Source organism: Rhizobium sp. BK619 (genome assembly GCF_014195245.1).
Lineage (GTDB): Bacteria > Pseudomonadota > Alphaproteobacteria > Rhizobiales > Rhizobiaceae > Rhizobium > Rhizobium acidisoli.
In genome coordinates, this window is the sequence record NZ_JACIBH010000009.1 from 120,885 (window position 1) to 140,505 (window position 19,621).

Sequence of the window (19,621 nt, forward strand, 5' to 3'; positions counted from 1 at the left end):
CGAAGCGGCCGCTGCACGCCTTGACCTGCAAAGGGATCGCTCGATGGAGCAACGACGTTTGAACGGGCTTGCGAAAATAGCGCCGGCCGTGCTGGTCGCGCTCGGTCTGGCGACACTCACGGGCTGCGTCTCGAGGCCGTCGCCCGATGTCTTGAAGCCGGTGCATTTGCAGGCTCGTGCAGATGAGACCGAGGTGGGCGTGCTGACTGCGACGAACAGGACCGCCGACACCGTGCGGGGCGGGTTTGGGAGCGCATGGGCCGACAACCTCACCTATGAGCAATATGCATTTTCTGTCCCTCCGGACAGAAAGGGTACCACCATCGCATACCCGACCTCGACACTGGATCCCGAACGGCAATTTGCCGTCATCGGCCGCAAGCAGCTTGCAAAGGACGCCTTCGTCGAGGAGGCGTTGCGGTCGGTGCAGCCGGACGGTACCATCGGCATCTTCGTGCATGGTTACAACTACAGCTACCAGGAAGCGCTCTATCGCACGGCGCAGATCGCCGCGGATGCGAAAATGCCGGGCGCCCCGATCCTGTTTTCCTGGCCTTCGGCTGCAGCCGTTGCCGGATATGTCGCCGACCGGGATGCCGCGCTCGCCTCCCGCAGCGCGCTCGATTCGCTCGTCACCTCGCTTTCGGCCTCCGGCAAGGTGAAACGCATCGTCCTGTTCGGACACAGCATGGGCGGGTTCTTGGTCATGGAAACGGTCCGCCAACTCAAGCTGCAGCATCGCGACGATGTCGTCGGCAAACTGGCGGTGATCCTCGCCGCTCCCGACATCGACGTCGATGTCTTCCGATCTCAGCTGAGGGATATCGGGCGAATGCCGACCCCCATCTCTCTCCTGGTCTCGAAGGACGATCGGGCGCTCGTGGCCTCGAGCTTCATCGCAGGAGAGCGGCCGCGCGTCGGGCGCCTCGATATCAACGATCCCGTTATCGAGGAGGCGGCCGTGAAGGAGAGGCTCCGGGTCATCGACATCACGTCGATACAGGCGTCCGACGGGCTCGGGCATGATCGTTATGCATCACTCGCCAAGTTCGGTGCGCAGCTTGCCTCCTTCGAAACCGGCAGGCGTTCGACCGCCGGCGACGTCGGCGCCTATGTCTTCGATGCGGCCGGCGCTGCAGTCGCAAGCCCGTTTCGGCTGGCTGGACGGGTCGTCGGCGCGCAGTGACATCGCGAGGGCGGCTCAGCAGGGATCTGTACAGCCGACCGCCGACATTGTGTACAATATGACTATTAAATTGTCAGATGCCTAAATGAGGCGCAAACTTCCGTCCGGGGTCGAGTCGGCCTCAGGGGATATGGGAGGGCATTCATGAGCATTCGAAATCCGTCTCCCTCGTTATATAACGAGGATCTTGCACCCGCCGCGGAGCGCAAATGGGGTGCATTCAGTATCTTTAACGTCTGGACATCCGACGTCCACAGCCTGTGGGGCTATTACCTGGCGGCTAGCCTGTTCCTGCTGTGCGGCAGCTTCGTGAATTTCGTCATCGCCATCGGCATCGGCTCCCTGGTCATCTTCCTTCTGATGAGCATGGTCGGCAATGCGGGCGTGCGCACCGGCGTACCCTTTCCGGTTCTGGCGCGCGCCTCCTTCGGCACGTTCGGCGCCAACGTTCCGGCCCTAGTCCGGGCGGTGGTCGCCTGCTTCTGGTACGGCGCGCAGACCGCCGCCGCATCGGGTGCGATCGTCGCTCTGCTGATCCGCAACGAGAGCCTGCTCGCCTTCCACCAGAACAGCCATATGCTTGGCCATTCCACCCTCGAACTCATCTGCTACGTCATCGTCTGGGCGCTGCAGCTGCTGATCATCCAGCGGGGCATGGAAACGGTTCGCAAGTTTCAGGATTGGGCAGGTCCGGCCGTCTGGATCATGATGCTGATCCTGGCCGTCTATCTGGTCGTCAAATCCGGCACCTTCTCCTTCGGTTCAGAGATCCCGCGTGATGTGCTGATCGAGAAGACCAAGGATGCCGGCGTGCCGGGCGAGCCCGGCTCGTTTGCAGCACTTGCCGCGGTGGCCGCCACCTGGATCACCTATTTCGCAGCGCTCTATCTGAATTTCTGCGATTTCTCGCGTTATGCGACAAGCGAAAAGGCGCTGCGCAAGGGCAATCTCTGGGGTCTGCCGATCAATCTTCTGGCGTTCTGCCTCGTCGCAGGCGTCACCACCACGGCGGCCTTCACCGTATATGGCGAGGTTCTGCTGCATCCCGAAATGATATCGGCGAAATTCGAAAGCTGGTTCCTGGCGTTGCTTGCGGCACTGACATTCGCGATCGCCACGCTCGGCATCAACGTCGTGGCGAACTTCGTCTCGCCGGCCTTCGACTTCGCCAATGTCTTCCCGCGCCAAATCAACTTCAAACGCGGCGGGTATATCGCCGCATTGATCGCCCTCGTGCTTTATCCGTTTGCTCCCTGGGAGACGGGTGCGGCGCATTTCGTCAACTTCATCGGGTCGACGATGGGGCCGATCTTCGGCATCATGATGGTGGACTACTATCTCATCCGGAAGAGCCAGCTGAACGTCGAGGCGCTCTACCATGAGAATGGTGAGTTCCGCTTCCAGAACGGCTGGCACGGCAATGCCTTCATCGCATTTGCGGTCGGCGCGCTGTTCTCCTCGATCCTGCCGACCTTCACCAGCATTCTGCCGGATTGGTGGGGCACCTATGGCTGGTTCTTCGGCGTCGGGATCGGCGGGGCGATCTATTTCGTGCTGAGAATGGGCGCCCGGCGCAATCCGGCCTTCGCCGCACGATAAAATGAGAGGCGCCCGGCATTGCCGGGCGCTTTCATATCTGGTCTGTCCAAATGGTTAGGGCGCATCCGTCCTAGCGGCGAGCGGCAACCGCATGGATCGCGGCGCGGGCTGTAGGCTGCGCCATCGTTCTTGCCGTTGAGCGAAGGGCTGACGACTGGTTGGACGTCGTATCGTCGAGCCTGAACTGGGCGATAAGCTCGCGAAGTGTCTGGGCTTGCTGCGCGAGTGAATCGGATGCCGCCGTCGACTCCTGCACCATGGTCGCGTTCTGCTGCGTCGTCTGGTCCATCCGATTAACCGCGACATTGACTTCGCTGAGTCCGATGGACTGCTCTTTCGCAGAAGTGGCGATCGAGTCCATATGGTGATTGATCTGGGTGATGAAGCCGCCGATGGTCTTCAGAGCCTGGCCGGTATCGCGGACGAGCTTGACGCCGCTTTCAACTTCCTTCGAAGAGTTCTGGATCAAGCCCTTGATTTCTTTGGCTGCACTTGCCGAGCGCTGAGCGAGTTCGCGCACTTCCTGGGCGACGACGGCAAAGCCCTTGCCGGCCTCGCCGGCACGGGCGGCTTCCACGCCGGCATTGAGCGCGAGAAGGTTGGTCTGGAACGCGATTTCGTCGATGACGCTGATGATGTTGGAAATCTGCTGCGACGAGGTCTCGATGCGTTCCATCGCCTCTTCGGCGTGGGAAACGACTTCCGCGGAGATGCCGGCGCTGCGGTTTGCCTCGGTGGCCACTGTGCGTGTCTCCTCGGTCCGCTTGCTGGAGTTCGCAACGTTTGCGGTGATCTCTTCCAGTGCGGCTGCCGTCTCTTCGAGCGAGGCCGCCTGCTGCTCCGTGCGCTTCGACAGATCGCTCGCACCGGAAGAAATCTCCCGGGTTCCTTCGTCGATCGTGCCGATGCTGTCGGAGATCGCCCGGAGCGTCGCGCCTAGCTGGGTGACGGACTGGTTGAAGTCGTGGCGCAGTGCCTCGAAGTCGGGCGCGAAAGCCTCGTCGAGTTGGAAGGCGAGGTCGCCTGCAGCCAGCCGCTTCAAGCCTGCGGCAAGGCCCGAGGTGGCGATGCGCAACCGCTCGGATGCGTCGGCTTCCGCCAGCTTCTGGGTGTCAACGCGGTCAGCCTCCGCCCGGACGCGGTTTTCCTCGGCTTCCGTCGCCATCCGCTTGTTCGCGATGGCGGCCTGGCGGAAGATCTCCACCGCCCCTGCCATGGATCCGATTTCGTCGGCGCGGTCGGCAAATGGAATCTGTGAACTTGTGTCTCCCTCTGCCAGCCGCCGCATCGAGGCGGTGATGCCGGTAATCGGGTTGGCGATTGCCTTCAGCACGAAAGCGACAGCACCGAGAACGAGCAACCCGGCGACAGCGATCGTTGCAACCAGGTAGAATTCTATGGAGGCGAAGGTCTCCGTGCTGAGGTCGGCGGCCTTCTTGCTGCCGGTGACGTTCAATTCGACCAGGGCCGCCGTGGCTTCCTTAAGCTTGTCGGAATAGGAGCGCATTCCTCCGCCAAGATATTGCCCGGCTTCCTCGGTCTTGTTGGCGCGGGAAAGGGCGAGGAGTTGCGAGCTGCTTGAGATGTAACCTTCAACGCTCTCCTTGATCGTCTTGATCAGGTCGCGCTCGTGATCGGACGACGCCAGCGGAAGATAGGCGTCGACCGATTTGCGTATCGCATCCTCGGCAACCTTGATGGCCTCCTCGCGTGTTTTCTTTTCCGCCTCCGACTGCGCGATGATGTGATCGCGGTAAGTGAGGCGCAAATTCGTCATGGCGAGATTGATTGCCTGCGACGCCTGCACGCTTGGCAGCCAGTCGGTGGCAATTTCCTCGGTCGAGCCGTTCGTCTTGCGAAGACCGTCGACCGCGAGATAGGCTACAAGACCGAAAAGAAGAGCTACACCGCTGAAAATCAACAGCAAACTCGTTTTAATGTTTGGACGACGCATAGAAAGTCCTCGATCGAACGGTCCGGCCTATACCGGCTTGGCTAGGGACTTTTGTACCGAGAAAAATTTAACGATTTGCTCAATATGTAAAATGCCGTTTACCACCCTTCCGGAAACCGACGTCGCTTTTGCGCAAAACATATCCCGATAGCGCTGGAAATGTTTATCGATGCGTCAAAGAGATGAGAGGAGCCATACATGATGAAGCGCCTGTTTTCTGCCCTTCTTGCATTGATCCTTCCGGTTCAGGCAGCCGTCTCGCAACCCGCCGATGAGACAGGGGCGCGCAAAGCCCGGTCGATCGCTCAGCTTCAATCGGAAGGCGTGCCGACGATCGATCATCTGCCTACCGTCGAGCCCGAGAGCGAGAGCACCCGCCGAAATACCGAGGCGGTCGTGCAGCGCACGATCGCGCTTGCGATCGTTGCCGTGAAAGGCGAGACCGGCGACCATGCCATGGGTCAGGCTCTCATCCGGCAGTTCGACGCAGCAAGTTTTTTCACTCCGAAAGAGCAGGCCTTTCTGGACGATCCCAATCCCTCCGATCAGGATCGCGCAAACTTCGCCTGGCGTTACGAAGGCGTGCACGTGATGTTGTGGGCGCTCGGGATTTCGCCGCAGCTCGAACGTCCCGACCATATTTGCGATGTCCCGTTCATCGCGAAAACACTTCGCGAATTGGGAACGGACGGGCTGATGCGCCGTGCCAAACTGCGCCCGCAGAAAGAGCTGCTCGACGCCGCCGACCTGATCTACCGCTATGATTGGGCGGCCGTGAACGCAAGGCTGAAGGGCGAAGAGCCACCGGGCGGATTGGACAAGGGCGTCGTCTACGAATGGCACTACGCCCTCAATTGGCTGATCGGCTACACGGATCAGGATTGGGACGATATTTCTACGGACACATGATCGGTTAGAGGTGTCGGTCATTCCTTCGTATTGCGTTCTGCGTTACATTTGTTATTGTTCTTGCCTGACACTTCATGAGGAAACCATGGCTAACCCTGCTCCCCGCAAGGAAATACCGGTATCGATGCGTTTTCGCGACGATGATCTGGCAATCATTGACCGCGGAGCCGCGCTCACCGGCCTTTCCCGCACGGAGTTTATGCGCCGTGCCGCTGTACATGAGGCGCAGACTGCGATCCTGAATGAAAGTGTCATCCGCCTCTCTCCCGATGCCTTCGATGCCTTCGTTGCGGCAATCGAGGCTGCTCCCTCCGCGCCTCCGCCGAAGGTCGCAGAGCGCTTGCAGCGCAAGGCGCCGTGGGAGAACTGACCGGTAGTGCTGTCGAATGTCGAACTTCTCGAGGGACGTCATAGACTAGAGGGGTTCACTTGCGGCAACCCGCCTTTGGATTTCTGGCTGCAGAACTTTGCAGCGTCGAACCAGCAGCGTCAATTTACCCGCACTTTTGTTGTTTGTGACGACGACAAGGTGGTCGGCTATTACGGCCTCGGCCCGACCGTCATCGAGCCCAATGCCGTGCCTCGCAGAATTAGAACCGGTCGCCCGCCGGATCCAATTCCCTGTCTCTTGATTGGGCAATTGGCCGTGGATAGCCGCTACAAGGGCAAAGGCATAGGATCGGCACTCGTGAAGGACGCCTTTCTTCGCTGCGTCGCGGGAGCGGATATCGTCGGCGGACGCGCCATCATCGTCCGAGCGATCGATGAAGAGGCCGAACAGTTTTGGCAGAGTTGGGGTTTCATACCGTCGCGTGATAATTCTTCGATCCTCATTCGCTCCTTGGAGGATATCCGAGCATGGCTATCAGGTCGTGGCGGATAAGTAGGGGGAGACGATAGCCTTCGGCCGCGCGTTCTGCGGTTTTGCTGGGCAGAGGCAGCCTCTGCAGACCCCACGCTGAGACAGATGCATGTTTTACGAAATAGCATTATGATCGACGCGACGCCTGGCCGGGCGTTGGTGCCGGATGCTTGATCCGTGCGGAAGTGGGAGGACGGCAGGATTTGGAACGGCTGAAGGATCTGGACGAAATTTCCGCGCAGGCTGGCGGCGATTCGGCATCGCTGCCCTATGAACGGCCTGGCGTCGTGGCAGCCGCCGTGTATCAGCATGGGCAGCGCATTCGCGACATCAGGATAGAAGAAGCCGGCGAATGGCGCAGTCGGGAGAATGCCATCGTCTGGATCGGCCTGCACGAGCCGGATGAAGTGCTGCTGCATCAGGTCCAGGCCGAATTCAATCTCCACGCCTTGGCGATCGAGGACGCGGCACAGCCCCACCAGCGCCCGAAGCTGGAGATTTATGGGGACGCGATGTTCATCGTCGCCCGGACCGCCCATATGAAGAATGACGAAATCATCTTCGGCGAAACGCATTTGTTCGTCGGCCGCGGTTATGTCGTCTCGGTTCGCCACGGTGACTCGTCGTCTTACCTGTCGGTGCGGCAACGGTGCGAGGCGACACCGACGGCGCTCGCTCACGGTGAAAATTACATTCTCTATTCCATCCTCGATTTCATCGTCGACAACTACATGCCGGTCATCGAGGTCGTGCAGGAAGAGGTCGAGAAGCTCGAGGATCTGGTGCTGCGCGAACAGCTGGGGAAGTCCGATATCGAGCGGCTTTATCTGCTGCGGCGCAAGCTCTTGCGGCTGCGCAATGCCGTTGTGCCGCTGGTCGACGTCTGTCGGCGATATGAGCACATCGATCTTCCCGGCATGGATCCGACGCTGCAGTCGCTTTTTCGCGATGTGACCGATCACGTGCGCCGGGTTCAGGAAGATATCGACGCTTTGCGCGAGGTGTTGGCTTTCGCCTTCGAGGCCAGCGTGATGATCGGCCAGACCGAGCAGACGGCGATTGCCCGCAAGCTCGCCGCCTGGGCGGCAATTCTCGCCGTTCCCACCGCGATCGCCGGCATTTACGGGATGAACTTCAGCGACATGCCGGAACTGAAAACCCAGTATGGCTATTTCGTCGTGCTCGGTGTCATCGGCGTCCTGTGCCTCGGCCTGTTCGGTTTTTTCCGTCGGCGGAAGTGGCTCTAACTACTGGAGCGCGTTCAGCAGTCGGCCTCGATGTCTCTGCACATAGTCGATATCGCTTAGATACAGCTGAGCGTCCCCTGCGGCCACGTGTTCCACGAAGGTCTCGTCTCCGGCCGAAGCCCTTGCCTGCATGAAATTGACAAGCGCCTGGAGCCGCCTGCAGATCATCGCCGGGAGCTGACGCCGGTCTTCTGCCGTTGTGCCATAGGCCGTACAGAAGATTTCCGCTCGCCGCAGCTGTTCGTTGAGGCCTGGCATCACGCCAGGATGGGAGGGATCGGATAGGGGCGCCCAGCGATAGACTGCATAGGCCAGATCCCAGAGTCGCGGTGCGGGATGCGCGGTGTCGAAATCGATGATCCCGACAGCCTCATGCTCTGTCGTGGCGACGTTGTAAGGCGCGTAATCTCCGTGGCAGACGATTTCGCGCGGTTCCTGTGGCGGCAGCATCCACGTATGGGTCTCGTCATCCCTCTCCAGAAAACCTTGCGATGCCGTGTGAAAATCGCGCAGAAGCCTGGCCGCCGAAAGCAGCATGCGCTCGGATCCGACAAACGGGTCACCCAAGTCTTCGCAGACGCGCCCGGCGACGAAGCTGACGATCTCCTGGTTTTCTCCTGTGATGTCGATCGGCTCCGGTGCCGCCAGGAAGCCTCTGCTCCTCAGATGGCGCAAAAACCGATGTATCGTCGGCGTCCAAGCGCCTGATGGCCTGACGACGGTATCGCCGTCGCGCCAGATCTGCCCGGTTCGCCCACCTTCCAACGGTTTCATGTCATTCTCCCCCGTCAGATCCATCTACGCGGATTTCCGTTTTTCCATCTGGGCCTGAACGGTGGCGCCAAGGTTCGTCTCGTGGCAGTTCCGGTAGAACGTCACCGTATCCGCAGGCATCCCGTCGGGGATGGCGATGAAGTCTTCGAGCTGGAAGCCGCTTGAGCGGCTGAGCTGCCCATTCGCCAACTGGCTTTCGCTCAACCCGTCGACACGCTCGGCCAGGGCTTCGAAATAGGCAAGGTTCGCCTTCACCGTCGAAGGCGACGATGTCTGGCCATGCGCGGGGATGACCAGCCTCGCGTCGAGATCACGGATCCGCTCCAGCGATGAACGGATCAGGCGAAGGTCTCCGGCGCTTTTGCTCCAGACTTCGGGGATAGGATATTCCACCGCATCGACAGCCAGGCAGATGCGAAGCTCGGGAATCCAGACGGCGATATGGTCGGGCGTGTGCCCGGGCGTATGGATGAGTTCGAGCGTCAGATCGCCGCCGTTGAGAACCATCGGGCCGGAGAAGGTGATATCTGGGCCGATGAGCTCGACATTGCGAAACCGCGATTCCTGGCTGGCCTTGTCTTTCAGAACCTGTTGCGCGGAGGGTTCACGCAAGCGATCGAGTGCTGCGGCATGCGCGATAATCGGAGCGCGGCCCACGATAGCTGCATTTCCCCAGAAGTGATCCCAATCCATATGCGAATTGATGACGATCAGCGGGCGAGCTGCAGTCTTCCCCTCAAGCAGATCCAGCGCCATCCGGCATAGCTCGGGCGTTCCAAGCGTATCGATCAGAACGTTGAATCTGTCGGTCCGGACAAACACGGCATCAACTTCATCCCCCGCCCGAACGATCACGATCCGATCGTCAAGTTCGGGATAGGCGCACAATTCTACCGATGCGTTCACGTCTGGTCGCCTCTGTTGCCGTCGGACTGCTTTCGTCGAGATAGTCGAAATCTTGCTCGGGAGTGAAGCACAGGAAGCACTTCAAGGCTGCTCGTCCCGCGGTGTAAAGGAGAGCCTCCTTCGGTTGTTTTCCGCAATGATCGCAGCTTTGATCTGGTTGAAGAACGCCTCGGGGATGAAGCCGTAATCGACGCGGCCAGGGTCATCGGGCCGTACGCGCAGATCATAACCAGGCCAGATAAAGCGGTTCAGCTGAGTTAGTCGCAGCCAATGCCGCCCACCATCAAGGCCAAGTGATTTTGCGATTGCGGCAGGTATTTCAAGCGATGCCGAGCGATCGGTCTGGTCGGGTTGCGAGTGCGTGATGGGTACAACAACGACTTGAATTGCCGTTGTGTCTTTCACCTTTGCTGCAAGAACGACCGCACAAGGCCTGTCCTTCGACGCTTCATATTTTCCTTTGTCGTAGTCCTCTTTCCAAAGAAACGAATATCTGATCACCAGGCCTGGTGCGGGTTCGGGAAACTTCACTTCGGCGCAACGCCGTATTGAGCGTTTTCAATGTCCGAAATCGTGTCCTCGTCCAACTCTCCGACGATGAGAACTTCACGTTCCCTGCGCTTCAGGCTCTTATAGTGTTCAAGCTCGCTTGCGGAAAGATATCCGCCAATGACCCGCCCATGGCTTGTGACTTCGATAATCTTTTCGCTCAGCGCTTCGTCCTGATATCGTGCGAAGCTGCGAGAGAATGTGGTCGCCGGCACTCTCAATATTTGGGCCATTTTCTCCTCTCCGCTAAAATGTGTAAAATACGTAAATTACACAATTTGTCAATGTGCCGGCGGATCGACGGAAATGCTCAGTTCGATGTTAGTTTCTGCCGCACCGGCACCGGCACATCCCATCGTTTCATCACGGCATTCGGCACCGCGGCTGGGCACACGACCATCACGCTGGGTTTTGAGCGGCCGAGGCTCTTCGGCGTCCACTGCGCCTGAAGCGGGACCGCGCATCGGGGAACCAGCACCTTCGCGTTGGGTTCCAGCACGTTCCACTGCTCGTGCTCGCTGACGTTCTCCTGCGCAATGAAGCGCCGGGCCTCCTGGCGAATTTCAAACAGGCCTTGCTTGTACTCTGTCGAACGATCGGTCTCGATGCTCCAGGCGGTGAGGCACAGGATGCAAGCCGGCAGGGTTGCGGCGACGAGTATTGATCGAAGCATGGATGCGCTTTCAACAGCCAACTGACTCATCTCTGTAGATGACGGAAGACTACCCGGATGCGGTTGGAATTCTCAAGGTTTCTTCGTCTCCTGGAAGGGCTTGGATGCTCGAACGAAATGCGTCCCCTCGATCCGCCGCCGATGCGACGGATGAGTTCGTACAGCCGCGAATTGGCCTTGCCGGTGGAACAACAACCGCCAAAGGAAGTTTGCCTGAAAAGCAACTCGAGGCGGCGGCCGATGTTATTTCGTGCAAACGGGGGTGTGTTGAGCACCCCGCCCCGGATCTATTATGTCAATCCGCTCCTTCTCCAAGGCATCGACGCATGGCGCGAGGTTTTCGACCATGCGGCGGATATCGGTTTCGATCATGTGCTGACGGCACCCCTCTTCGACCGCGGCGGGGAGCGCAGCGTCTTTGCCTCCCGGGACTTCGACCGTCTCGATCCTGAACTGTCGCTCGGAAGCGATGTCGGGGATGGGGTGGCGCGACTGGCGGAGGCTGGCCGAAAGAGCGGCGTCGCCGTGATGATGGACCTGATGCTCGACGGCAGGGCGAGAGATGCCGAGGCGGGCTTTCGCCCCGTCGATCCGAGACGCTCGCCACTGGACCCGCTGGAGCCGATGACGGCGATGGGGGCGGAACGACAATCGCAGCTGTTGGCGGAATGGACGGAACGGCTGCAGCGGCTGTCCGACGCCGGCCTCGCCGGCTATCGGGTGCTCGGGATCGATCGGGCGACGCCGGCGCTTTTCAAATCACTGATTGCGGCGGTGCGCGAAAAGACCGAGTCGCAATTCCTCGCCTGGACGCCCGGCACCGATTTTGCCGTGAGGGACGGGATCAAGGGGGCAGGTTTCAACGGCTGTTTTTCGTCGATGGCCTGGTGGGATTTCGACGAGAGATGGTTCATCGACGAGCATCGTGTGCAGCAGCCGCTCGGCTGGCAGGTCGCGTTTCCGGAACCGCCATTCGCACGGCGTATCGCGCACGGAACCGAGAGCCGCGAGATCCTCGAACGGCGCGCCGTAAGAGCCCTGCGCCTTGCCGCTTCGCTCGGCGGTGGCCTGATGGTTCCGATGGGCTTTGAATATGGCGCAGTCACGCCGCTCGATCCGACGCATGGGAACAGGGCGGGTCTTAAGGGACTGCGTCACGACCTGGCTTTCGATCTTTCGTCCGAAATCCGGCGTGCGAACACCGAAATCGGCAAGATCGACCATGCGCCAGCCGCATCGCTGCGCTTGATCCGCAACGCCAATGGGCCGGTCTCGGCGCTCCTGCAATCCGAGGTGCAGGATCTGCGCAGCGCCGACAATGTGCGCTTCATTCTGCTGAACAGAGACCTTCGGAAAAGCGCGCCCGCGCCGGTGACGGCACTTCGTGAAGCGGCCTCCGGATTTCTGCCCGTCGCAGCCGACGCTGGGGTTCTGCGCCTGCGGGCAGGGGAGGCGCTGGTCATCCAAGGCAAGGCGCCGATGCCGATTACCTCTAGACCCGCCCTGGAGATCGCGCAGGCGACGGCGTCGCCGCGGCTTGCCATCGAAAACATCATGCCGCGCGTCGATGACGGACGTTTCCCGGTCAAACGGGTGGTTGGCGACATCATCACTGTCGAGGCTGACATATTCGCCGACGGCCACGACCCGATCGCCGCCGTCCTGCTCTGGCGGCCGCTCGATGCCATGGCGGACTGGAACGAGACGGAGATGCATCTGGTCGAAAACGACCGCTGGCGCGGCGAGTTCCTTCTGGAGCGCACCGGCCGCTACGAGTTCGCCGTCGAGGCGTGGAAAAATCCGTTCGCGATCTTCCGCTACGAGCTGACCAAGAAGAACGACGCCCGGCTCGACCTGAAGCTCGAGCTGCAGGAGGGATTGAACCTCGTCCGCGCCGCGCAGGCCGGGGCGCCTGCAGCGCTCGGCCCCAAACTGCAGGCCCTGAGCGACAGTCTCGAAACCGCCTCGGATGCCGAGCGGACGGCGATCCTCCTCGATCCCCAGACATCCGAGCTGATGAACAAAGCTGACAGACGACCGTTCCGGCTCCGCTCCACGGCAAGCGCCGTCGATGCCGAACGCAAGGAAGCGGCCTTTGCCAGCTGGTACCAGATCTTCCCGCGCTCGCAGAGCGGCGATCCCAACCGCCACGGCACCTTCGACGACGTCATCCCGAGGCTGGCCGATATCCGCGGCATGGGCTTCGACGTCCTCTACTTCCCGCCCATTCACCCGATCGGCTCGACCAACCGGAAGGGGCGCAACAACAGCCTGAAGGCCGCTCCTGGCGATCCCGGCAGCCCCTATGCGATCGGTTCCGAGGAGGGCGGCCACGATGCCATCCATCCCGAGCTCGGCGATTTCGAGGATTTCGGACGGCTGGTCGAGGAGGCGGGCCGGCACGGGCTGGAGATCGCTCTCGACCTTGCAATCCAGGCGTCGCCGGATCACCCCTGGCTGAAGGAACATCCCGGCTGGTTCGACTGGCGCCCGGACGGCACGATTAAATATGCCGAAAACCCGCCGAAGAAATACGAGGACATCGTCAACGTCGATTTCTACACGAAGGACGCGCTGCCCTCGTTATGGGTGGAGCTGAGGGATGTCGTCCAGCTATGGGTCGACCAGGGCGTCAAGCTGTTTCGCGTCGACAATCCGCACACCAAGCCTTTCCCATTCTGGGAATGGCTGATCGGCGATATTAGGGCGCGTCATCCCGATGTGGTCTTCCTGTCGGAAGCCTTCACCAAGCCGAAGGTCATGTACCGGCTGGCGAAGATCGGCTTCTCCCAGTCCTACACCTATTTCACCTGGCGCAATGCCAAATGGGAGCTCGAGCAATATATGCGCGAGCTGACGCAGACGGAGGCGAAGGAATTCTTCCGTCCGCACTTCTTCGTCAACACCCATGACATCAATCCGGATTTTCTGCAGAACGCACCGCGCCCGGCCTTCCTGATCCGCGCCGCTCTCGCCGCCACGCTTTCGGGCCTGTGGGGCGTCTATAATGGTTTCGAGCTTTGCGAGGGGCGACCCGATGCCAAGCGCAAGGAATATGCCGACAGCGAGAAATACGAAATCCGCGTCTGGGACTACGACCGGCCGGGCAATATCGTCGGCGAAATCAGGATGCTCAACCGTATCAGGAACGAGAACACCGCGCTGCATTCGCATCTCGGGCTGACGCTCTTGAATGCCTGGAATGACAATATCCTGTTCTTCGAGAAGGCAAGCAAGGCCCGCGACAATGTCCTGCTGATCGCAATCAGCCTCGACCCTCACAATTTTCAGCAAAGCGATGTCGAACTGCCGCTCTGGCACTGGTCGCTCGGCGACGGCGGTGCGCTGGATGCCGAGGATCTGGTCGGTGGGCATCGTTTCAAATGGACCGGCAAACGGCAGAGCGTCAGCCTGAACCCTGAGATCCTGCCCTTTGCGATCTGGCGCGTTCGAGCAGCGGAGGCATGAATGGACACGATGAACCCCGATGGCATTGAGCAGCCCCTCTGGTACAAGGATGCGATCATCTACCAACTGCACATCAAGTCGTTCTACGACGCCAATGGCGACGGCGTCGGCGACTTTGCCGGCCTGCACGCCAAGCTCGATCACATCGCAGCGCTCGGCGTCAATGCAATCTGGCTGCTGCCTTTCTTTCCCTCGCCCCGCCGCGACGACGGCTACGACATCGCCGACTACGGCAATGTCAGCCCCGATTACGGCACCTTGGAGGATTTTCGCGCCTTCGTCGACGCCGCACACCAGCGTAATATCCGCGTCATCATCGAGCTCGTCATCAACCACACCTCCGATCAGCATCCCTGGTTCCAGCGCGCCCGTCAGGCACCGGCCGGATCCCCGGAGCGCGATTTTTACGTCTGGTCGGATACCGATCAGAAATTCCCGGAAACGCGCATCATTTTCATCGATACGGAAAAGTCCAACTGGACATGGGATGCCGTGGCGGGCGCCTATTACTGGCATCGCTTTTATTCGCACCAGCCTGACCTCAACTTTGACAGTCCCCTGGTCATGGAGGAACTGCTGAAGGTGATGCGCTTCTGGCTGGAAACCGGCATCGACGGCTTCCGTCTCGACGCGATCCCTTACCTTGTCGAGCGCGAGGGGACGATCAACGAGAACCTGCCCGAGACCCATGCGATCCTCAAGCGCATCCGTGCAGCCCTCGATGCCACCCATCCCGGCGTGATGTTGCTGGCCGAGGCCAATCAATGGCCGGAGGATACGCGCGAATATTTCGGCGACGGCGACGAATGCCACATGGCCTTCCACTTCCCGTTGATGCCGCGCATGTACATGGCGATCGCCAAGGAGGATCGGTTTCCGATCACCGATATCCTGCGCCAGACGCCGGAGATCCCGGAGAATTGCCAATGGGCGATCTTCCTGCGCAACCACGACGAACTGACGCTCGAAATGGTGACGGACGCCGAGCGCGATTATCTCTGGGAAACCTACGCATCCGACAAGCGCGCCCGCATCAATCTCGGCATCAGGCGGCGCCTGGCGCCGCTGATGGAGCGCGACCGCCGGCGCATCGAGCTGATGAATGCGCTGCTGCTCTCGATGCCGGGAACGCCGGTCATCTATTACGGCGACGAGATCGGCATGGGCGACAATATCTATCTCGGCGACCGGGATGGGGTGAGGACGCCGATGCAATGGTCTCCCGACCGCAATGGCGGCTTCTCCAGAGTAGACCCGGCGCGTCTCGTCCTGCCGCCGGTCGCCGACCCGCTCTACGGTTTCGAGGCCGTCAATGTCGAGGCGCAGAGCACGGACGCGCATTCGCTGCTCAACTGGACGCGCAAGATGCTGGCGCTGCGCGGGCGGCATCCGGCCTTCGGCCGCGGTTCGTTGCGGTTCCTCGCGCCGGAGAACCGCAAGATCCTCGCCTATCTCAGGGAGTATGAAGGCGAGACCCTGATGTGTGTCGCAAATCTCTCCCGGCTGCCCCAGGCAGTCGAACTCGACCTCTCAGCCTTTGAGGGCCGCGTGCCGATCGAATTGACCGGCATGTCGCCCTTTCCACCGATCGGCCAGCTGACCTATCTGCTGACACTGCCGCCCTACGGATTTTTCTGGTTCCAGCTGGAGGCCGATGCCGATCCGCCGGCATGGCGCACCGCGCCGCCGGAGCAGCTTCCCGATCTGGTGACGATGGTCACCCGCCGCGGCCTGCTCGATCTTGTCGATGAACCCAAGCTTGCACGCGTTCTCAGCAATGAAATTCTGCCGGCCTATCTGGCGAAGCGGCGGTGGTTCGGGGCGAAGGACCAGCCGCTGCAGGCGGCGCGTCTGATTTCCGCAACGCCGATCCCCTTTGCCGACGGGATCGTTCTCGGCGAACTGGAGGCCGTGCTGCCAAATCATAGCGAATCCTACCAGCTGCCGCTGGCGGTGGCCTGGGACGATGCGCAGCCATCGGTGCTGACCCAGCAGCTTGCACTCGGGCGGGTCCGCCAGGGCCGGCGCGTCGGCTTCCTGACGGACGGATTTGCCGTGGAGGCGATGGCGCGCGGCATCCTGCGCGGGCTTGGCGACCGCTCGCGTACCACCGGGCGCACCGGCACGCTTGAATTTCTCGGCACGGAGCGGCTCGACCGTCTTGCCGTCACCGACGACCTTCCGGTCCATTGGCTCTCGGCCGAGCAATCCAACAGTTCGCTGATCGTCGGCGATATCGCGATGATCAAGCTGATCAGGCACATCTTTCCCGGCATTCATCCGGAGGTCGAGATGACGCGCTATCTCACCCGTGCCGGCTACGATCACACGGCGCCCTTGCTCGGCGAGGTCGCGCACACGGATTCCAGTGGACGCCGCTCGACATTGATCATCGTCCAAGGCGCGATCCGCAATCAGGGCGATGCCTGGAACTGGATGCTGAACAACCTGCGCCGCGGGGCAGACGAACTCGTGCTGAACGACCCGGCCGTCCAGCCGGGCGACGACGTCTTCCAGCCGCTGATCAGCTTCGTCGCGATGGTCGGCATGCGGCTCGGAGAACTGCATGTCGTGCTCGCCGGGGAGACTGCGGACGAAGCCTTCAGCCCTGTGATCGCCGGCGACAGCGAAGTCGAGGCGATGAAGAAGGCGGTTGCCGGCGAAGTCGCCTATGCCATGTCGAAACTTGCCGAACGGGAGGAGAATGCCGATCCGGCGATCGATCTGCTCGCTGCTCCGTTGCTCAAGCGCCGTTCCGAACTCGTCGAGCTTGCCGCGACGCTGACTGAGGCCACACGCCATACGCTGATGACGCGCACGCATGGCGATTTTCACCTTGGTCAGATCCTCGTCAGCGAGGGCGATGCCGTCATCATCGATTTCGAGGGCGAGCCGGCGAAAAACCTGGCCGAGCGCCGCGCCAAGACCAATCCGCTGCGCGATGTCGCCGGGCTTTTGAGGTCACTGAGTTATCTCGTCGCCACCGCCCAGCTTGATAACGACGCCGTCATCGAACACGAGAACGAAGTCCGGCGCGAGGCCATCGCCCGCTTCGGGCGCCAGGCGGAAGAAGCGTTTCTCGACGCCTATTCGCAGGCGGTTTCGGCATCGAAGGCGCTTGATATGCCACCCGATCAACGACGGAGGGTCCTCGATGCCTTTCTTCTCGAAAAGGCCGCCTATGAGATCGCCTATGAAGCCCGCAACCGGCCGAAATGGCTTCCGATCCCGCTTGCCGGCCTCACCGAAATCGTCTCGCGTCTGGCGGGAGTTCCGGCATGAATGTTGAGCGCTCAGAACTTCTCGCCGGCATCGGGCACGATGCCCTCTGGGCTCTGATCGAGGGGCGCCACGGCGATCCTTTTTCGATCCTCGGCCCCCATGAAAGCGGCGGGATGACGATCGTGCGGGTCTACCTGCCCGGGGCGGAGGCGGTCGATCTCATCGAGGCTGCGAGCGGACGGGTGGTGACGCCCTTCAGCATCGCCCATCCCGCCGGCCTGTTTGCGGCGGCAACCGGTTTGCGGAGCGGATACCGGCTGAAGATCACATGGCCGGATGCGGTGCAGATCACCGAGGATCCCTATAGTTTCGGCCTGCTGCTCGGTGAGCTCGACCTGCATTTGGTATCGGAGGGCACGCATTACAGTCTGAGCCGCACGCTTGGCGCGGTGGCGATGTCGATCGACGGCATATCAGGCGTCCGTTTCGCCGTATGGGCGCCAAATGCACGCCGCGTCTCGGTCGTCGGCGACTTCAATGCCTGGGACGGGCGGCGAAATCCGATGCGGCTGAGGCAATCGGCGGGCGTTTGGGAGCTGTTCATTCCGAGGCTCGCCCCCGGCGAAAGATACAAGTTCGAGATCATCGATGCTGAGGGGACATGCCTGCCGCAAAAGGCCGATCCGGTGGCGAGGGCGAGCGAGGCCGCCCCCTCCACCGCCTCCATCGTCGCATCGTCGACGCCGTTTCGATGGACCGATGACGGCTGGATGAAGGGCCGGTCTCGGCAAGCGAGACTGGAGGGCGCGATCTCAGTTTACGAGGTGCACGCCGGCTCCTGGCTGCGCGACGGGCGGGACGGCAACAGATATCTCGACTGGGTCGAGCTCAGCCAGCGGCTTGTTCCCTATGCCAGCGACATGGGGTTTACCCATATCGAGCTGCTGCCGATCATGGAGCACCCGTTCGGCGGGTCCTGGGGCTATCAGCCGCTCGGCCTGTTTGCCCCGACCGGGCGGTACGGAACGCCCGAGGATTTCGCCTATTTCGTCGACCGCTGCCATGGCGCCGGGCTCGGCGTCATCCTCGACTGGGTGCCGGCTCACTTCCCCACGGATGTCTGGGGTCTTGCCCGTTTCGACGGCAGCGCGCTGTATGAACACGAGGACCCGCGCGAGGGCTTTCACCGCGACTGGAATACGCTGATCTACAATCTCGGCCGCAACGAGGTGAAAGGCTTCCTGATCGCCAGCGCGCTCGAATGGCTGGAGCGCTATCATGTCGACGGCTTGCGCGTCGATGCCGTGGCCTCGATGCTCTACCGCGATTACAGCCGCAATGAAGGCGAGTGGATTCCCAACCAATATGGCGGTCGCGAAAATCTCGAAGCGGTTGAGTTCTTCAAGCATCTGAACAGCATCGTCCACGAGCGCTGCCCGCATGCAATGACCATCGCCGAGGAATCGACGGCCTGGCCGGGTGTGACGAAGCCGCCGGAAGAAGGCGGGCTGGGCTTCGACATCAAATGGAACATGGGCTGGATGCATGACAGCCTAAGCTACATCGAGAAGGATCCGGTCTATCGGAGCCATCATCATGGCACGATGACCTTCGGCATGATCTACGCCTATTCCGAGCGGTTCATGCTGCCGATTTCCCATGACGAGGTGGTCTACGGCAAGGGCTCGCTGCTGACGAAGATGCCGGGCGACGAATGGCAGAAATTTGCCAATCTGCGCAGCTACCTCGCTTTCATGTGGGGCCATCCCGGCAAGAAGCTGTTGTTCATGGGGAGCGAAATCGCCCAGCCGGGCGAATGGAACCACGATGCGCAGGTGAGCTGGGACGTACTGGACCGGCCTCAGCATGTCGGCATTCAGCGGCTGGTCAAGGATCTGAACAGCCTCTACGGGGACGAGCCGGCATTGCAGTTCGGCGATTTTCATCCCCAGGGCTTCGAATGGGCGGCCGCCGACGACGCCGCCAATTCCGTCCTCGGTATGCTCCGTTATGCCAAGGATCGCTCTTCCTCCGTCCTTGTCGTATCAAATTTCACGCCGGTGCCGCGCTACGGCTATAGGATCGGCGTGCCTGATGACGGCGTGTGGATCGAGCGGATCACCACGGATGCGCGCGAATATGGCGGCTCCGGCCTCGTCAACGGCGCGCTGTCGAGCGAACCCATCCCCGCCCACGGCAGGCCGGTTTCCCTGTCGCTGACGCTGCCGCCGCTGGCGACGGTCTTTCTCAAAAGCCCGCCGCCTTGATAGGG

15 protein-coding genes are annotated in these 19,621 nt (G+C 61.1%); 9 read left to right on the forward strand and 6 right to left on the reverse strand.

The annotated features are described in order from the left end of the window. Window positions 1-43 precede the first annotated feature (43 nt). Entirely contained in the window at window positions 44-1,186 is a 1,143-nt protein-coding gene (locus FHX14_RS18330) for an alpha/beta fold hydrolase (protein ID WP_184378010.1), read from the forward strand. A 144-nt stretch (window positions 1,187-1,330) separates the two neighbouring features. Next, the gene (locus FHX14_RS18335) at window positions 1,331-2,785 is read left to right on the forward strand and encodes an NCS1 family nucleobase:cation symporter-1 (protein WP_184378011.1); all 1,455 of its coding nucleotides are present in this window, start codon (window positions 1,331-1,333) and stop codon (window positions 2,783-2,785) included. 70 nt (window positions 2,786-2,855) lie between these two features. Here FHX14_RS18335 and FHX14_RS18340 read toward each other — a convergent pair whose 3' ends face one another. Continuing rightward, on the reverse strand, window positions 2,856-4,739 hold the full coding sequence (locus tag FHX14_RS18340; protein ID WP_184378012.1) for a HAMP domain-containing methyl-accepting chemotaxis protein: 1,884 nt from the start codon (window positions 4,737-4,739) through the stop codon (window positions 2,856-2,858). Between the two features lie 198 nt (window positions 4,740-4,937). Between FHX14_RS18340 and FHX14_RS18345 the strand changes: the two genes are divergently transcribed. The 4 genes from FHX14_RS18345 to FHX14_RS18360 all read left to right on the forward strand — a co-directional run bounded on the left by FHX14_RS18345 (window position 4,938) and on the right by FHX14_RS18360 (window position 7,757). Next, entirely contained in the window at window positions 4,938-5,648 is a 711-nt protein-coding gene (locus tag FHX14_RS18345; protein WP_184378013.1) for a DUF4272 domain-containing protein, read from the forward strand. A gap of 10 nt (window positions 5,649-5,658) precedes the next feature. Beyond that, window positions 5,659-6,018, forward strand: coding sequence for a DUF1778 domain-containing protein (locus tag FHX14_RS18350; RefSeq protein WP_348649258.1), 360 nt, complete (start codon window positions 5,659-5,661; stop codon window positions 6,016-6,018). 6 nt (window positions 6,019-6,024) lie between these two features. Then, window positions 6,025-6,531, forward strand: coding sequence for a GNAT family N-acetyltransferase (locus FHX14_RS18355; protein ID WP_003591257.1), 507 nt, complete (start codon window positions 6,025-6,027; stop codon window positions 6,529-6,531). Window positions 6,532-6,713: 182 nt separating this feature from the next. Continuing rightward, the gene (locus tag FHX14_RS18360) at window positions 6,714-7,757 is read left to right on the forward strand and encodes a magnesium and cobalt transport protein CorA (RefSeq protein WP_184378014.1); all 1,044 of its coding nucleotides are present in this window, start codon (window positions 6,714-6,716) and stop codon (window positions 7,755-7,757) included. Here the strand turns inward: FHX14_RS18360 and FHX14_RS18365 are convergent, their stop codons facing one another. The 5 genes from FHX14_RS18365 to FHX14_RS18385 all read right to left on the reverse strand — a co-directional run bounded on the left by FHX14_RS18365 (window position 7,758) and on the right by FHX14_RS18385 (window position 10,659). Beyond that, window positions 7,758-8,531, reverse strand: a complete 774-nt coding sequence (locus FHX14_RS18365; protein ID WP_037074094.1) for an aminoglycoside phosphotransferase family protein — start codon at window positions 8,529-8,531, stop codon at window positions 7,758-7,760. Between the two features lie 24 nt (window positions 8,532-8,555). Further along, window positions 8,556-9,437, reverse strand: coding sequence for an MBL fold metallo-hydrolase (locus FHX14_RS18370; protein ID WP_184378015.1), 882 nt, complete (start codon window positions 9,435-9,437; stop codon window positions 8,556-8,558). Window positions 9,438-9,518: 81 nt separating this feature from the next. Further along, window positions 9,519-9,968 (reverse strand): type II toxin-antitoxin system PemK/MazF family toxin, encoded by a 450-nt coding sequence (locus FHX14_RS18375; protein ID WP_184378016.1) that lies wholly within the window; start codon window positions 9,966-9,968, stop codon window positions 9,519-9,521. Continuing rightward, a complete protein-coding gene (locus FHX14_RS18380) occupies window positions 9,965-10,219 on the reverse strand; it encodes a hypothetical protein (RefSeq protein WP_054183924.1) in 255 nt (84 codons plus the stop codon). Before FHX14_RS18380 ends, FHX14_RS18375 begins: the two co-directional genes overlap by 4 nt. A gap of 77 nt (window positions 10,220-10,296) precedes the next feature. Further along, window positions 10,297-10,659 carry a hypothetical protein gene (locus FHX14_RS18385; protein WP_184378161.1) on the reverse strand — a complete coding sequence of 121 codons (363 nt, stop codon included), beginning with the start codon at window positions 10,657-10,659 and terminating at the stop codon, window positions 10,297-10,299. Window positions 10,660-10,899: 240 nt separating this feature from the next. On the opposite strand from FHX14_RS18385, the gene FHX14_RS18390 reads away from it, so the two are divergent. Genes FHX14_RS18390 through glgB form a run of 3 tightly spaced genes read left to right on the forward strand, consistent with a single transcriptional unit; the run spans window position 10,900 to window position 19,616 of the window. After that, window positions 10,900-14,127: an alpha-1,4-glucan--maltose-1-phosphate maltosyltransferase gene (locus FHX14_RS18390; protein ID WP_184378017.1), complete on the forward strand. Its 3,228-nt coding sequence runs from the start codon at window positions 10,900-10,902 to the stop codon at window positions 14,125-14,127. Next, on the forward strand, window positions 14,128-17,409 hold the full coding sequence (gene treS, locus FHX14_RS18395) for a maltose alpha-D-glucosyltransferase (protein ID WP_184378018.1): 3,282 nt from the start codon (window positions 14,128-14,130) through the stop codon (window positions 17,407-17,409). Then, a complete protein-coding gene (gene glgB / locus FHX14_RS18400; protein ID WP_184378019.1) occupies window positions 17,406-19,616 on the forward strand; it encodes a 1,4-alpha-glucan branching protein GlgB in 2,211 nt (736 codons plus the stop codon). The genes treS and glgB overlap by 4 nt, the downstream gene beginning before the upstream one ends. Window positions 19,617-19,621: the final 5 nt, after the last annotated feature.